Below are 15104 nucleotides of genomic sequence, written 5' to 3' on the forward strand. Positions count from 1 at the left end.
GGGGCTACTTCTTCTCCGTCGTAGCCTTCTCGTCCTGCTTGTCGTCCTCGTCCTCGTCCTCATCTTCGAGGCCGGCCTGTTCGTCGGTCAGTCCCTCGGGTGCGGGGATCTGATCCTCTAGCTCGTCCTGATCGGGCTCGTTCGATCGCTCGTCGATCTGTTCGGAGACGTAGCGAATCAGCACAGCAGCCACCGCGGCAGCGGGCACTGCGAGGAACGCGCCGATGATCCCGAACAGCGAGCTGCCTCCGGTGACGGCCAGCAGCACGATCGCTGGATGCAGATTCATGCTGCGGCTCTGCAGGATCGGCTGCAGCACGTTGCCTTCGAGCTGCTGCACCGCGAGGATGATCGCGAGCACGATCAACGCGGTCGTCAGACCGTTGGCCACCAATGCGACGAGCACAGCGAGAGCGCCCGCGACGAACGCACCGACGATGGGGATGAAGCCACCGAGGAACGTCAGGGTGGCGAGCACCAATGCCAGCGGGACACCGAGGATCACCAATCCGAGCCCGATGAAGAACGCGTCGATGAAGCTGACGATGGCCTGGGTCCGGATGAAACCGCCCAGCGTCACCCACATGCGGGAGAGGACTTCGCCGAGATGGCGTCCCGCGCGGCCGCCGGAGAATCCGTGCAGCCACGGCAGGAACTTCGGGCCGTCCTTGACGAAGAAGAACGACAGCACGAGCACCAGGGCAAGGGTCACGAGGATGGAACCGGCTGCCGAGACGCCGCTGAACACGCCGGTCGCGATGACGTCGCCGCTGTCTTGCAGCCGCGAGACGATGGCCGATACCGCATTGTCGATCTGGTCGTCGCCGATGTTGAGCGGCGGTCCCTTGAGCCAGTCCTGCACCTGACCGATGCCGCCCGACGCCTGATCGACCAACTCGGGAGCCTGCTCGGCCACCGACGGAATGATCAGCGTGATGACCCCGCCGATCACGACGAAGAACACCACGAGCGACACGGACGATGCCAGCGCAGGCGGAAAGCCAAGGCGCATCATCAATTTCGCCGGTGGCCACAGAACCGTGGCCACGATCACCGCGAGTAGAACCGGTAGCAGAATCACCCAGAGATGACCGATCAGCCAACCGAACACCCACGCGCCGGCCGCGATGGAGATCAGGATGAGCGACCATTTCGCCAGCCAGAGGCCACCGATTCCGATGAGGTCCCCGCGATCTCGTCCGGACTTCGCGGGCTTCGCAGTACTGCCGGGAACTGCCGATTCGGTCACGGTGGGTCCTCACATTCGGCGGGTGGCGGTTCGTGAAGAACCTTAACGTCCCACTCCGACGCGGTGTCGGTCAGAGCGCCTCGTGGGCCAACAGCCACTTCTTCGTCGGCAGTCCCCAACGGAATCCACCGAGCGCACCGCCGATCCGAACCACTCGGTGGCACGGTACGAACAGGGCGGCGGCATTGCGCGCGCACGCCGACGCGGCACCGCGAATCGCCGTCGGCCGTCCGGACAATTCCGCGAACGCGGAGTACGTCACCGGCGCTCCGGGTTCGACAGTGCGCAGCACGTCCCAGGCGTGCATCAGGAATTCGCCCGATCGTTGTGCGACGTCGATGTCGTCGATGCGGTCGACGTCGCCGCGGTGGTAGGAGTCGACAGCTGCGGTGACGGCACCGAGGTCGGCCGCCGAGCGGACATCGGTAGGTCGCAACGTCGGATGGATCAACACTCGGAGTTCCTCGACATTGGCGGTCCAGCCCGACGCCAGCACGCGCTGATCGGCGTCGACGATGGTGGTGAACGGACCGATAGGGGTGTCCTGCGTTGCGGAGGTGGCCATCATGCCTGCCTTCTTTCCAGTGCGGTGATCCACAGGTGCATCGAGACGTAGGAACGCCACGGTGCCCAGCGTTGGGAGTTCTTCAAAGAAATGTCCAGCGCCTGCGCGCCTTGGCGGACAACGAGATCGGTGTCGAGCAGAACGTCGGGGTCACCCAACAGTCGCATGACGACATAGCGGGCCGTCCACGGCCCGATTCCCTTGAGCGCGAGCAGTTCTCGTTCCAGATCCGGGCCCTCCCGCGCGGGGTGCAATGTCACCGTTCCCGACGCGATGGCGTCGGCGACGCGGATGACGGTCTGGACCCGAGCCGCCGGGCCGGTGAGGACCTCGTGGCCGCGTTCGGCGATGACGGCAGCGTCGGGGAACAGCCGTCCGACGCGTCCGTCGCCGAAATCCAGTGGTGCCCCGAGCGCGTCGACGAGCCTGGCGGTGTGGGTGGCCGCTGCCTTCAGCGAGATCTGTTGCCCGATGACGGTGCGCAGCAACATTTCCGCCCCGTCGACGACCCCGAGGGCCCTGATACCCGGATGGGCGCCGACGCTCGGTGCGAGCTGCGGGTCGGCGCGCAGGGCCTCGTCGACGGCAAGTGGGTCGGCGTCGAGATCGAGCAGATGTCGGATCCTGGCCACGGCGGGAGCGAGATCGCGCATGTCCTGCAAAGTCAGTGCGGCGCTGACGAATCCATCCAGGATGCGCAGTGCCACCAGTCCGGCAGCGTGCGGGAGCTGCAGGGAACGCACGTATTCGCCGTCGTCGGAAAACGATTCGATGCCCTCGACCACATGGCCTCGCAGGAACCACTCGACCCAGCCGCGGTCCAGCGGCGCGCGGTACGGCAGTCGCAGCGTGACGGTTCCACCCGCAGTCGCTACGGCCGAGCGGTGCGCTTCTCGCCGCAGGGTCGTCGGATCGACGGAAAAGACCTCTTTGATGGTGTCGTTGAATTGGCGGACGCTCGAGAAGCCCGCGGCGAAGGCGATGTCGGCCATCGACATATCGGTGGTCTGGATCAACGTGCGGGCGGTGTGCGCGCGATGGGCACGAGCCAGCGCAAGCGGTCCGGCACCCACTTCTGCCGTCAGAACGCGGGTCAGTTGGCGGCTCGAGTAGCCGAGGGTGCTCGCGAGGCCGTCGACGCCCCCGCGCTCGACGGCTCCGTCGGAGATCAGCCGCATCGCGCGAGAACTGAGATCCGAGTGGATGTTCCATCGTGGGGAACCGGGAGTGGCGTCGGGCTGGCAACGTCGGCAGGCGCGGTAGCCGGATTGCTGGGCCGCTGCTGCCGTGGCCATGAACGAGACGTTGCCGGGCTTGGGGGTGCGCGCCGGGCAGGAGGGTCGGCAGTAGATGCCGGTGGTGGAGACGGCGGTGAAGAACTGGCCGTCGAACCGTGCATCACGCGAGGAGACCGCGCGATAACACCGATCGAAGTCCAGTTCTTGCACCTGCCGTTCGCTGCTCATGCTCCTACTGTGTCAGCGCGATCCCGCCAGTGCTAGCGGAAATCGGACGGGGCTGCGCCCCTCGTGCGCGTTTTGCGTACCTCCAGCTACGCAAAACGCGCACGAGGGCGAAGCCCTAACAGCATCGAGCCCCTGGGTTTCGGTCCGCTTCCGCGTGCCGGTCTTTCCAGTACTGCCGCACGGTCGGTGGCTCCTGGCCCGGGTGGTGCCGGGCCAGGTGCGCGACGTAGCGGTCGTAATCGTGATCACCCATCACCGAGGTGATCCACCACCACAGCCCGCGCATCTAGTGCGCCGACCCGGGGCGTCGAACGGTGCCCGCATCGATCAGTTCGTCCCACTCGGCCTGGATCTGCTTCTCGGCGGGGGTGAGGACGAATCCGGCGGGACCGAAGATCTTCGACGGCACCTCCGGTTCCTCGTTGTCCGGGAGGTCTGCTCCGCGAACGGCCCTGACACACACGATGACTCCGGCGATGACGACGACCAGGACGAGTACCGCGAAGATGATCGACAGCGTGCCCTGGATGAACGTGTTGCGAATGACAGCATCGATGGCTTCGGGGGTCTTCGCGCTGCCGAAGCTGCTCAGGCCCTGCTCCTTCGCGTCACGGAACTGAGAATGCTGCGTCCAGTAACCGATGGCCGGGGTGGAGGAGAAGATCTTCTGGTACGAGGCCGTCATCGTGACGATGAGGTCCCAAGCAAGCGGAATGCCGGGGATCCATGCCCACTTGTAGAGGCCTCGTTTGACGACGATCACCATGACCACCGTCAGGGCGATGGCGGCGAGCAACTGATTGGCGATACCGAACAGCGGGAACAGGGTGTTGATGCCGCCGAGCGGGTCGGTGACTCCCATGAGAAGGATTGCGCCCCAGGCTGCGACGACGATGAGCGAGCAGATCCATGCACCGGGACGCCACGACGGGTCCTTGAACTTCTTGGCCGAGGCTCCGGGCAGGTTGCCGATGCTGTCGGAGAGCATGAAGCGTGCGACGCGGGTGCCGGCATCGACCGTGGTGAGGATGAACAGTGCCTCGAACATGATCGCGAAGTGGTACCAGAACGACTTGAGCGATTCGCCGCCGAACACCTGATGCAGTACCTCGGACATGCCGAACGCCAGCGTCGGAGCGCCACCGGTGCGGGAGATGATCGATTCCTCGCCCACATCGGCTGCGGCCTGGCTCAATTCGCCGGCCGAGATGTCGCCGCCGCTGAGTCCCAGACCGTTGACGTACTCCGCAGCAGTCTCGGGCGTGCCGCCCGTCAGCGTCGCCGGTGCGTTGAGTGCGAAGTAGATGTGCTGATCGAGAACACAGGCGGTGATGAGCGCCATGATGGCGACGAACGACTCGGTGAGCATGCCGCCGTAGCCGATCATGCGCATCTGCTTTTCCTTCTCGAGCAACTTCGGCGTGGTGCCGGAGGAGATCAGAGCGTGGAAACCCGAGAGCGCACCGCAGGCGATGGTGATGAACAGGAACGGGAACAGTGAGCCTGCGAATGCCGGTCCGTTGCCTTCGGTGGCGAAGGTGGTCATGGCGGGCATCTGAATCTCGGGGCGGGCGATGAGAATTCCGACGGCCAACAGGGCGATGGTGCCGACCTTCATGAACGTCGAAAGATAGTCACGCGGGGCCAGAAGCAACCACACCGGCAGGATGCAGGCGAGCAGGCCGTAGCCGATGAGCAGCCAGGCGACCGTCACCTTGGACAGGGTGAACCAGTCTGTGCCCCATTCGGTTTCGGCGACCCAGCCGCCGGCGACGATAGCGAGCAGCAGCAGCACGACGCCGATGAGCGAGACCTCGGTGACGTTTCCCGGCCGCAGGTAGCGCAGATACACACCCATGAACAGGGCGATGGGGATGGTCAGCGCGATGGAGAAGACGCCCCACGGACTTTCGGCGAGCGCGTTGACGACGACGAGAGCAAGAACGGCGATCAGGATGATCATGATGACGAACACCGCGATCAGCGCGGCGGTTCCGCCGACTGCTCCGAGTTCGTCACGGGCCATCTGGCCGAGGCTGCGGCCGTTGCGGCGCGTCGAGATCCACAGCACCAGGAAATCCTGGACGGCCCCGGCGAACACGACGCCGATGATGATCCACATCGTGCCGGGCAGGTAGCCCATCTGGGCAGCCAGAACCGGTCCGACGAGGGGGCCCGCTCCGGCGATCGCGGCGAAGTGATGGCCGAACAGCACCCGACGGTCCGTCGGCATGTAGTCCTTGCCGTTCTCCAAGATCTCGGCGGGCGTGGCTCGGTCGTCGCGAGGAAAGACGATCTTGCGTTCGATCAGCCTGGCGTAGAAGCGAAACGCGAATATATAGGTGCAGACGGCGGCGATCACGAACCAGACGGCGTTGGGGTTCTCCCCGCGCACGATGGCGATGATCGTCCAGGCGACGCCGCCGAGCAGGCCGATCACGACGAGCATCAGACGCTTGATCGGCGTCATGGGATGGGAATCGACGACTCCGACAGGTGGTAGGTCGGGATCCGTCTTCAGCAATTCGACGTGTGGATCGTCGGCCGCTTTCAGTGACATGTGTGGGGTCTCCATGGTCGCAGGTGTGACTGCGATCACCCTATGCGTGACGCACTTGCACGTCCTCGAATCGACACTGCGTGATGCGCCCGGCGGTCATTCGTGTGCGCCGAGTGGTGGCGGCCTGGAACCGGATGGTCCCGGGGTGCGTCGTACCGGGTGTCATCACTTCATTCATTCGGGGGGAACACCACATGTCGGGACCGTACGAGCAAACTCATCAGCAGACCTTTCCCGCAGCGCAGCCCTTCGCGCAGGCACCCGTGCTGCCGGCGTCGAACGCAGGGTGGGCAGTGGTTGCAGTCATCTTCTTCTGGCCACTGGCCATCCCCGCGTTCAATCACGCGCTGAAGGTTCATCCTCTGTGGTCGATGGGTGATCTCCAGGGCGCGCAGTACTCGTCCCAGCGTGCGGCCTTCTTCGGCAAGCTGTCCCTCATCATCTTCGGCGTTTTCATCGTTCTCTACCTGGCGTTCATCGGCTTGGTCGTCTCGAACATGTGACGGGTCGACGGAGGTGTGCTCACCCGCGGGTGACCGAAATACCGCCGTCGACGTAGAGCGTGGTTCCGTGCACCATCGCGGCATCGTCCGAGACCAGGAACAGCACACCGTCGGCGATGTTCTGCGGCGACAGCACCGTGCCTGCCGGGGTTCCGGCCGTCATGGCGTCGAGGACCTGGCGTGCATCCTCGTTGCCCGGAGTCAGAGTGGCTCCGGGCGCGAGGGCGTTCACTCGCACACCGCGTGGGCCGAATTCGGCGGCCCAGCTGCGGGTGAGCTGCTCGTCGGCGGCTTTGGTGGCGGAGTACATCGCAGCGAACGGACTGCCCATCTTGGCCATCCACGACCCGATGTTCACGATGACTCCGCTGCCGCGCTCGGCCATGGCCGGTGCGAGCTCACCGACCAGCACGTGCGGCGCTCGGACGTTGACGGCGAGCATGGCGTCGAGCTGATCGTCGGGAAGATCGGCTGTCGCGGTGGCCGGATAGATACCGGCGTTGTTGACGAGAATGTCGACGCGGCCGCCGAGGGCGTCGGTAGTGCGGGCGGCGAACTCACGGAGCTCGTCGTAGCTGCCGGAGAGATCGACGTCGACGAATGCCGCTGTGCCGCCGGCTTCCGAGATGCGGTCGGCCAGGGCTTTGCCGCGCTCGGCGTCGCGGCCGCTGACGACCACCGATGCCCCGTGGGTGGCGAGGGTCGAGGCAATGGCCGCACCGATCCCACTGGTCGATCCGGTGACGACGGCGGTGCGTCCATGGAGATGTGTGGAACTGGAAGATGTCATGACGCCATGTCTACGGTCGCCGAATCGAGCGGACCAGGCGTCGTTCGACCTAGGTCTGTCATGACCAGGTTCGCGATCGCTCGCGTGGCTACTGTGGATTTCGTGAACAAAGACAGGTCGGCGCTGAGTGCGTTTCTGCGTGATCGACGCGACCGCATCACTCCCGCCGAGGCTGGAGTACCGACCTATCCCGGTGCGCGACGGGTACCGGGCCTGCGGCGCGAAGAGCTCGCAGCGCTGGCCGGAGTGAGCCCGGATTACTACAGCAAGCTCGAACAGGGTCGCCAGGCCAACGTCTCACCCGAGGTGCTGCGAGCGATCGCCCGGGCGTTGAAGCTCGACCAGGTGGAGTCCGCGCATCTACTCGATCTCGCATCTCCGGCTGTGCCGGTCGGCAGCGCCCCGGAGCGACCGGATCCGGGATTGCTGCAGGTGATGCGGGCGCTCGATCACGTGCCGGTGCTACTGCTCGGGCGCTCGGGAACCATCTTGGCCAGCAATGCGCTGGTTCGTGCGGTGTTGAGTCTGCAGTCGTCCGCTGGGGATTCGCTGTTCCACTATCTGTTTCGCAATCCCATCGCGCGCGAGCGAATCGTCAATTGGTCGCAGTTCGCGGCGGCCTCGGTTGCCGCGCTGCGCCGCGAGCTTGCCCGAAGGCCAGGGGATTCGGATTTGACGGCGCTGATCGACGAATTGCGTTCGACCGAGCCCTGTTTCGAGCAATGGTGGAGAGATCACGAGGTCGCCGAATTCGCAGGTGCAACGAAAATCATTCAGCACCCGGCGGCGGGGACCCTGCAATTCGGAATCGAGTTCCTGACCTCGCCGAGCGCGCCGAATCAAAGTCTGATCGTCTACACAGTCGAGGAGAATTCCAGTACCGCGCACGTCCTGCAGATCCTGGCCAGCTGGGACCCGAATTCGGCGATCACCACATGACCGGCACGGCCGATCACGCCGTCGAGCAGACGCTGGCCGGGCACTGTCCGAGCTGGCCGTGTTGTCAAAGTAGACTCCATAGACCGTGAGCCTCACCCTCGGAATCGTCGGACTGCCCAACGTCGGCAAGTCCACCCTCTTCAACGCACTGACCAACAACGATGTGCTGGCTGCGAACTATCCGTTCGCGACCATCGAGCCCAACGTCGGCGTGGTCGCGCTGCCGGATCCCCGGCTCGAGAAGCTGGCCGAGGTGTTCGGTTCGGAGAAGCTCGTGCCTGCGCTGGTGTCGTTCGTCGACATCGCCGGCATCGTCAAGGGCGCGTCGGAGGGCGCAGGCCTGGGCAACAAGTTCCTCGCCAACATCCGTGAGGCCGACGCCATCTGCCAGGTCGTGCGCGTGTTCGCCGACGACGACGTGGTCCACGTCGACGGTCGCGTCGACCCGACCGCAGACATCGAGGTCATCGAGACCGAACTCGCGATCGCCGATCTGCAGACCCTCGAGAAGGCGATCCCGCGCCTCGAGAAAGAGGTGCGGATCAAGAAGGACCGCAAGCCGGCGCTCGACGCGGCTCTGGCTGCGCAGGCCGTTCTGAACGACGGCAAGACGCTGTTCTCGGCGAAGGCCAAGCTCGACTTCGAGCTGCTCGGTGAATTCCAGCTGCTCACCACCAAGCCGTTTCTGTACGTGTTCAACGCCGACGAGTCGGTGCTGACCGACGACGCGAAGATCGGCGAACTGGCTCGCCTGGTCGCTCCAGCAGATGCGGTGTTCCTGGATGCGAAGATCGAGTCGGAACTGCTCGAACTCGACAAGGAATCAGCAGCAGAACTGCTCGAATCCGTCGGTCAGACCGAGCCCGGCCTCGACGCGTTGGCGCGCGCCGGCTTCCACACCCTGGGCTTGCAGACCTACCTCACCGCAGGCCCGAAAGAGGCTCGCGCGTGGACAATTCATCAGGGTGACACCGCACCCCAGGCCGCAGGCGTCATTCACACCGACTTCGAGCGCGGCTTCATCAAGGCCGAAATCGTGTCCTTCGACGACCTCGTCGCCGCGGGTTCGATGGCATCGGCCAAGGCTGCCGGCAAGGTGCGCATCGAGGGTAAGGACTACGTGATGACCGACGGCGACGTGGTGGAGTTCCGCTTCAACGTGTAGCTCTGCTCGAGTGGTGGCTCGATTCTAATCGGGACAAACCCGGCTTGTGGCACACTCTCGGCGGTGAACAGGTCGCTGACACTCCACGCCGAAGCCGCAGGTCCCAACTGCATCTCAGCGCGGATGAAGACACCATCCGGCGCTGAGATTTGCGTGACTACCGAGTCGAACTACAGCCTGGACCATTCCGTGACTCCCTGGCTTCCTCCGCTGTTGGCAGCAGGTATGCGGCACAAGTGGGGCGTCGACTTCGACGCTCCCGTGGACTCGGTGGCACTTCGCAATGCGTCGAAGGCTCAGAGTGTTCTTCGCAGCTGGTACCCGAGGCGGTTTCACAAGATATCGATTGCGGCAGAACCCGTACACAGCGTCTCCGAGGCTAAGGGCGTCGGTTGCTTCTTCAGCGGAGGCGTCGACAGCTTCTATTCGGCGATCACCCAGTCCGAACGCATCACCCACCTGATCTTCGTGCATGGATTCGACATCCACATCGACGACGAGGAGCTGGCGTCGAAAGCCTTGGCAGGGGCCCGAGAAGCGGCTGCGGATCTGGGCAAACCGTTGATCGAAATAAAGACCACGGTGAGGTCGGCGCTGGGCGATCCCCTGCAGCTCGAATGGGGCGGGGTCTTTCACGGCCCCGCGCTGGCGCATGTCGGTCTGGCATTGTCGGAGCACCTGAGCACGGTCATCATCCCGTCGTCCTACAGCTACCGGCAGTTACATCCATGGGGGTCCCATCCGGATCTCGACCCCCTGTGGTCCAGTGGTGCCGTTGCATTCGAGCATCATGAGCTCGAGCAAGACCGCTACGGAAAGATCCGTCGCATCGGCGGGAACGAGACCGCGATGAACCACTTGCGGGTCTGCTGGGAGAACCCCGACGGGAGCTTCAATTGCGGGCGTTGTGGCAAATGCACTCGCACGAAAGTCGGGTTGGCACTTGCAGGTGCCGAGAGCGTGACGCTCCCGGGCACAATCGACGAGGACGCTGCGCGTCGGATGAAACTGATGGTCTGGGACCGACGCCAACTGCGGGACGGTCTTGCGGCGATGCAGAACTCGGGCAATCTCGACGCCGGCGTGCGCAAGGCTTTGCGGAAGGCCATTCGCCGCAGCTACTTCCATTCGGCCGCGTCGTCTGTGCGTAGCCGCTTCTGACCGTCTGGTCCTCGATCGATGAGACTCCGGTTCGCGGGACGACGCGAACCGATCAACCGCCTACGGTCCGGGTGACCAATAGCCGCCACCGTTCGCGCCGTCGGAGACGCAGAACATGTCGAATCCGTCCGGCGACAACGCAATTCCTCTCGCTGCGGGGTCGCATTCCGACCCCGCCTCCGCATTGCCGTCGATGATCGGTGCCGACTGCACCCAATGCGCGCGAGTCGACCCTGCATAGGTGCACTTCAGGAACGTGCCATCGGCGGAGGTTCCGTGATTGTCGACGCCCGGATCGCATGGTCCGTCCACCTCGGGCAGTGCGGCCGAGGGGGCCTCGGTCGCGTCGACAGTGGTCTCGACCGGAGTCGGTGGCTCCGTAGTGGGAGGAACCGTGAGGAGTGCGGTAGCCGGTAAGGAGTACGGAACAAGTGTCTCGACGGATGCCGACCTGCTCGGCGTGAGAGAACCGAAACCGTAGACGACAGTTGCGACCACGAGCAGTTCGATCACTCCGATTACCAAGCCCGCGATGGCAATTCCACGACCGGCAGGTCGCCAGAAAGCCAGGATTCCGAACACTATCGCGACGGGAAACAAGCCCAGCAGCGCCGCGATCAGTGAGATCACAGCGTACGGGTTGACCGGTTCGGTTGCGCGGTTGTCACCTTTGGTGAGATCTACGGTCATCGACTCGTTCCCCGTTCACGGTATGAAAAACAAGGTGCGGAAAGTCATTCGGTGCGAACGCTACAGGTATCGGTGTCGGCCAGGTGGCAGTTGTCGTCTGCGCGCACGATCGGCTGTCGACTACGCTCCGAAGCAGTCGAACAGGAGGATATGGATGGGCCTGGAATACCTCGAGTCGTTGGTGCATCGAACCGCCACAGCGGGGGAGCCTTTCGAGCGTGGAGCCGACGAGTCGGAACTCGGATACCTGTCCGCACTGGCCGCGAGGACCGGCACGAAGTCGATCTGCGAGGTCGGTTTCAATGCCGGCTTCTCGAGCTGGGCGTTCCTCGAAGCCTCTCCCGACGTGACCGTCGTATCCTTCGATCTGGCCGCATATGCCTACAGCGATGCCGCGAAAGCCCATGTCGACGAACACTTCCCGGGCCGACACACCCTGATCCAGGGAGACTCGCACACCACCGTCAAGGCTTACGCCGAGCAACACCCGGACGCGCGCTTCGATGTCATCTTCATCGACGGTGACCATTCTGTGGAAGGTGCCCGCGCAGACCTCGACGATCTCCGTGCGCTCGCCACCCCGGAATCGGTCGTCATCATGGACGACATCACGCCGTGGCTCTGGTTCGGCGAAGGCCCGACGCAGGCCTGGCAAGAGGCAGTCGACGCGGGTCGGATCCTGCACACCAACTACTTTCGCGACGGCGAACCCGTCGACGCGGTGACTCCTCCCGCCGCGCGTGCCTGGGCCGAGGGCCGTTACCCCTTCTGAAAACGGACGGGGTGTCGACCAGCGTTCATCGTCGACTGTCGGACACGGCCTGCCGAACCATGTCGGCGGCCGCATCGGGTGTCGCTGCGAACTGAACGTTGTCGAACCGGTGCAGGTAGGCGTCGTAGATGCCGGATACTTTTCTGTTCGCGTTGTCCATCGCCACGACGCGCTTACCCATCATCGCGGCCAATACGGCCGCATGCAGCCGATCGGTGAGCACGACGGGCGCGAGATTCAGAATGCGCTGCGCCACAAGGAGGTTGAGCTTCGCTGTCTGCTCGTACGAGCGAACGAGAGCGGAGTACAGCAGACGATTCGCTTTGGGGAAGTTGTATGCGATTCGGGTCGGCAGCGTCACCACCTTCGAGATCGCCAGATCCCTTCCGTGCAACCCCCAGTCGTACTGGACGGACGACGCGTCGACGTTCACCGAAGCATGACCGAGGCTTTCGGAATCCTCGCGCACGAGTTTCACGACGTCCACTGCAGAGCCTTCGGCGCTGTGTGCGATCTCGGCACCGAAAGCCATGTCCGGACAGTATTCGACGCGGTTGTTCGGGAAATGGGCGAGCGCCAGCTCGTACGAACGCTTTTCACGCAGCATGAGGGTGAGGTCCGGGTGCTGTGCGTAGAGGGCCGCGGTCCTGTGCATGGCGTCGGAGTCGGAGTAGTCGATGCTTTGGGGAAGGCACACGATCTTGTTGCGAGGAAACCGCACAACAATTGCTTCACGAAACTTCTGGTCCATCGGCCAGCGGTCGCCGAAGTTCCCTCCGCCCTGCAGAAACAGGGTCCCATCACCGACTCGTCGTTCGAGCAGATCGTCGTTGTGGGTGAACGGATCGGACACGTAGTCGACCTGCATGTTCAACTGTTTCAGGTACTCGACCTCACCGGCGTAGATGAGCGAGTCGCCGGCATTGAAGTGATTCGGAAAGTCCAAGTGTGCCACCCGATCTCCGGGTGACGCATGTTGCCGCAGGACGGCCATGGTTTCTTCGCGTATCGCGTCGACTACCTCGCGTGTCATCGGGGGCTCCGTCGCAGTGGTCGGCCGAGCGCGGCCACTCGAATTCGCAGTGCACCGTAGTGGATTCCGATGTAGTGGGCCCACAATCCGCTGGGCATCGGTCGTAGTATCTTCGGCAGCCACGGATTACGAACTGTCGCAAGATACAAGATGGCCCCCGTGTGCGCGGGAATCCGGGCGAGAGACGACGGATGAGGGCAGCCCGCTGCACGGTGCTTGGTCGACAGTTGGTACGACGTGCGTCCGTAAGCGCGGCCTTGCAAGAACGATCGACGAACCGTAGTTCTGATGCGGTACGCGACCGACGCATCCGGGGCATGACCGAGGGTGAATCCCGCCTGCTGGAGCCGCCACGAGTAGTCGACGTCTTCGGCACCGCCGACGAGATCTTCGTCGAAGCCCCCGACCTTGTCGAAGACATGCCGCCACAGCGCGAAGTTGCTTCCCGGGGCATATGGCAGGTAGCCAGTGGGAAACAGAGTCCCGCGCGGCGGGCTGTCTCGCCACGCCGTCACCTCCGGCGGATTGAGGGAATCGTGTTCGATCGCGCCGCCCACGGCGTCGTAGCTGTCGAGCGCGCGCACCATCGCAGACAACCAGGTCGAAGCAGCGACGTCGTCGTGGTCGACGAAGGCGATGATGTCGCCCCGCGCGGCTTCCACGCCGACGTTGCGGGCGTAGGAGACGCCACGCTTGGCGGAGGCGTCGATAGTACGCATCGTCAGAGGTAGAGACAGTTCTTCGAGATGTGCGCGGAGGCCGTCGGTCGAGCCGTTGTCGCTGACGATGAGCTCGACATCGCCTGTGTAGTCCTGCGCAGCGAGCGCGTGGAGCTGCTCGTTCAGTTCGGGCAAACCGTTGTACACGGGGAGGACGATGGAAACCATACTGATAGGCACGTTGTGACCCTACAACGAAATGCGAGTGCTGTTTGGTCAGGCATCCCAACCGTAGGAGCGGGGGTTACGTATCTCGAAGGGTTGTGTGGCACCGCCGTTTACACACACAGTTCGACTGTCGGCCCGCGACCGATGTGACTACGACTTTCCGCGCAGTCTCTTCTCCAACGGCGTCGGAAACGACGGGACCACCGAGGTACCGTCGAGCAGGGCGGTGATTCGACCGGCCTCTGCTGCAACCTCATTCGATACCGCAGATCCGACATCCTCGAGTAATTCGGTGACCACCGAACCAGAGGAATCGACGGCCCATCCGCCGACGATGCGCCCCTCCCACCAGATGGTCGGACCGATGTTTCCGAACGTATCGAACAGTGGGGCCTTGTGTTCGCCGAGATACCAGTGTCGGTGCTTCCAGCCCATCGGCGTGGGGTCCAGGGCGGGAAGCAGCATCACCCGAGATGGGGAGTCGTGGAACACTGTGTCGGTCAACATGATTCCGTCACCCTCAGCCAGTTCGACGGCCACGGTGTCGAGCCCGGAGACCGCCCCGCGGGTCTGCGTCTTGTTCCATCCCGTCCACCATTGCAGGTCGTCCAAGGTCGCCGGTCCGAACACGTCGAGCCAGCGCCGGGCCACATCGGCTCGGGCGGAGGGCTCGTCCAACTCGGGAATCCCGTTGGGCCACCACTGTTCGATCGGTGCCCAGGCGTGTCGGCGCGACGTCCATGCACCGCGCGGCTCGACCCGCACCAGTTTTCCCTCCGCGGCCATCATCACCAAGACTTCCGAGGTCACGTAGCGCTTGACGTCGTACACCTTGTCGGTGGTCGGCAGCAGAGCGGTTTTGAGTCCGGGAACTGCTGCGGACAGCTCCGCCCCGGTCGCCGTGCCCATCGAGCGCAACACGGCATCGGTCTCGGTTTCGGTTGCTGTGAGCCAGGATTCGACGTCGTCGATCACCGGTTCCGTCGGCAGCGTCGACACCTGTTTGATCAACCGGGTTCGCATCGTACGGGCAACTCCGAGGCTGGCGGCAGCGTGGATCATCGGAACGTCGTCGTGCGCGACGACGAACATCGTGCGACGCATCGCCATCAGGCGAACCAAGGAACGGCGTTCGTACATCGCGTCACGAACGTCCGACAGTCCCAGCGATCGAGCGCGTGCCAGCACCGAGAGATACACCGTGGCCGGATCGGTGGCATGCAACGCGAGCAACGACGACACCACGCCTTCGGCACTCGAGGCGTCGGACAAGTGCTGCGCGACGAGCCGTTGTCGCCGCTGGGCGTCGGTGATCTTCACGGGC

Annotated in this window: 15 protein-coding genes; 5 read left to right on the forward strand and 10 right to left on the reverse strand. The window is 64.0% G+C overall.

Annotated elements, in window-relative coordinates:
• Positions 1–4: 4 nt before the first annotated feature.
• The 5 genes from QM588_RS15550 to QM588_RS15570 form a co-directional block, all read right to left on the reverse strand.
• A complete protein-coding gene (locus QM588_RS15550; RefSeq protein ID WP_283314539.1) occupies positions 5–1249 on the reverse strand; it encodes an AI-2E family transporter in 1245 nt (414 codons plus the stop codon).
• Positions 1250–1319: 70 nt separating this feature from the next.
• Complete coding sequence (locus tag QM588_RS15555) at positions 1320–1814, reverse strand: methylated-DNA--[protein]-cysteine S-methyltransferase (protein WP_283314832.1); 495 nt, start codon at positions 1812–1814, stop codon at positions 1320–1322.
• Positions 1814–3280 (reverse strand): AlkA N-terminal domain-containing protein, encoded by a 1467-nt coding sequence (locus QM588_RS15560; RefSeq protein ID WP_283314541.1) that lies wholly within the window; start codon positions 3278–3280, stop codon positions 1814–1816. The genes QM588_RS15555 and QM588_RS15560 overlap by 1 nt, the downstream gene beginning before the upstream one ends.
• A gap of 115 nt (positions 3281–3395) precedes the next feature.
• Positions 3396–3566: a YbdD/YjiX family protein gene (locus QM588_RS15565; RefSeq protein WP_072692145.1), complete on the reverse strand. Its 171-nt coding sequence runs from the start codon at positions 3564–3566 to the stop codon at positions 3396–3398.
• Entirely contained in the window at positions 3567–5840 is a 2274-nt protein-coding gene (locus QM588_RS15570; RefSeq protein WP_283314544.1) for a carbon starvation CstA family protein, read from the reverse strand.
• 194 nt (positions 5841–6034) lie between these two features.
• Here QM588_RS15570 and QM588_RS15575 point away from each other — a divergent pair, with 194 nt between their 5' ends.
• Positions 6035–6343 carry a CD225/dispanin family protein gene (locus QM588_RS15575; protein ID WP_222084386.1) on the forward strand — a complete coding sequence of 103 codons (309 nt, stop codon included), beginning with the start codon at positions 6035–6037 and terminating at the stop codon, positions 6341–6343.
• 19 nt (positions 6344–6362) lie between these two features.
• Here QM588_RS15575 and QM588_RS15580 read toward each other — a convergent pair whose 3' ends face one another.
• The gene (locus tag QM588_RS15580) at positions 6363–7133 is read right to left on the reverse strand and encodes an SDR family NAD(P)-dependent oxidoreductase (protein ID WP_283314547.1); all 771 of its coding nucleotides are present in this window, start codon (positions 7131–7133) and stop codon (positions 6363–6365) included.
• Positions 7134–7235: 102 nt separating this feature from the next.
• Between QM588_RS15580 and QM588_RS15585 the strand changes: the two genes are divergently transcribed.
• The 3 genes from QM588_RS15585 to QM588_RS15595 all read left to right on the forward strand — a co-directional run bounded on the left by QM588_RS15585 (position 7236) and on the right by QM588_RS15595 (position 10398).
• The gene (locus QM588_RS15585; RefSeq protein WP_283314548.1) at positions 7236–8072 is read left to right on the forward strand and encodes a helix-turn-helix transcriptional regulator; all 837 of its coding nucleotides are present in this window, start codon (positions 7236–7238) and stop codon (positions 8070–8072) included.
• 85 nt (positions 8073–8157) lie between these two features.
• Entirely contained in the window at positions 8158–9237 is a 1080-nt protein-coding gene (ychF, locus tag QM588_RS15590) for a redox-regulated ATPase YchF (RefSeq protein WP_283314549.1), read from the forward strand.
• Positions 9238–9390: 153 nt separating this feature from the next.
• Positions 9391–10398: a hypothetical protein gene (locus QM588_RS15595; RefSeq protein WP_283314550.1), complete on the forward strand. Its 1008-nt coding sequence runs from the start codon at positions 9391–9393 to the stop codon at positions 10396–10398.
• 60 nt (positions 10399–10458) lie between these two features.
• Here the strand turns inward: QM588_RS15595 and QM588_RS15600 are convergent, their stop codons facing one another.
• Positions 10459–11088, reverse strand: a complete 630-nt coding sequence (locus tag QM588_RS15600; protein ID WP_283314551.1) for a DUF4190 domain-containing protein — start codon at positions 11086–11088, stop codon at positions 10459–10461.
• Between the two features lie 154 nt (positions 11089–11242).
• Between QM588_RS15600 and QM588_RS15605 the strand changes: the two genes are divergently transcribed.
• Entirely contained in the window at positions 11243–11860 is a 618-nt protein-coding gene (locus QM588_RS15605; RefSeq protein WP_283314553.1) for an O-methyltransferase, read from the forward strand.
• 25 nt (positions 11861–11885) lie between these two features.
• Here the strand turns inward: QM588_RS15605 and QM588_RS15610 are convergent, their stop codons facing one another.
• The 3 genes from QM588_RS15610 to QM588_RS15620 all read right to left on the reverse strand — a co-directional run bounded on the left by QM588_RS15610 (position 11886) and on the right by QM588_RS15620 (position 15100).
• Positions 11886–12893, reverse strand: coding sequence for a polysaccharide pyruvyl transferase family protein (locus QM588_RS15610; RefSeq protein ID WP_283314555.1), 1008 nt, complete (start codon positions 12891–12893; stop codon positions 11886–11888).
• On the reverse strand, positions 12890–13792 hold the full coding sequence (locus QM588_RS15615; RefSeq protein ID WP_283314557.1) for a glycosyltransferase family 2 protein: 903 nt from the start codon (positions 13790–13792) through the stop codon (positions 12890–12892). Before QM588_RS15615 ends, QM588_RS15610 begins: the two co-directional genes overlap by 4 nt.
• A gap of 138 nt (positions 13793–13930) precedes the next feature.
• Entirely contained in the window at positions 13931–15100 is a 1170-nt protein-coding gene (locus QM588_RS15620; protein WP_283314569.1) for a winged helix DNA-binding domain-containing protein, read from the reverse strand.
• Between the last annotated feature and the right edge of the window lie 4 nt (positions 15101–15104).

Source organism: Rhodococcus sp. IEGM 1354 (assembly GCF_030056855.1).
Lineage (GTDB): Bacteria > Actinomycetota > Actinomycetes > Mycobacteriales > Mycobacteriaceae > Rhodococcoides.

Excerpts from the sequence above, each read along its gene's own strand:
- QM588_RS15575 (WP_222084386.1), top strand. The coding sequence starts at position 6,035 with ATGTCGGGACCGTACGAGCAAACTCATCAGCAGACCTTTCCCGCAGCG.
- QM588_RS15565 (WP_072692145.1), bottom strand. The coding sequence starts at position 3,566 with ATGCGCGGGCTGTGGTGGTGGATCACCTCGGTGATGGGTGATCACGAT.
- QM588_RS15580 (WP_283314547.1), bottom strand. The coding sequence starts at position 7,133 with ATGACATCTTCCAGTTCCACACATCTCCATGGACGCACCGCCGTCGTC.
- QM588_RS15600 (WP_283314551.1), bottom strand. The coding sequence starts at position 11,088 with ATGACCGTAGATCTCACCAAAGGTGACAACCGCGCAACCGAACCGGTC.
- QM588_RS15605 (WP_283314553.1), top strand. The coding sequence starts at position 11,243 with ATGGGCCTGGAATACCTCGAGTCGTTGGTGCATCGAACCGCCACAGCG.
- QM588_RS15610 (WP_283314555.1), bottom strand. The coding sequence starts at position 12,893 with ATGACACGCGAGGTAGTCGACGCGATACGCGAAGAAACCATGGCCGTC.
- QM588_RS15560 (WP_283314541.1), bottom strand. The coding sequence starts at position 3,280 with ATGAGCAGCGAACGGCAGGTGCAAGAACTGGACTTCGATCGGTGTTAT.
- QM588_RS15570 (WP_283314544.1), bottom strand. The coding sequence starts at position 5,840 with ATGTCACTGAAAGCGGCCGACGATCCACACGTCGAATTGCTGAAGACG.
- QM588_RS15555 (WP_283314832.1), bottom strand. The coding sequence starts at position 1,814 with ATGGCCACCTCCGCAACGCAGGACACCCCTATCGGTCCGTTCACCACC.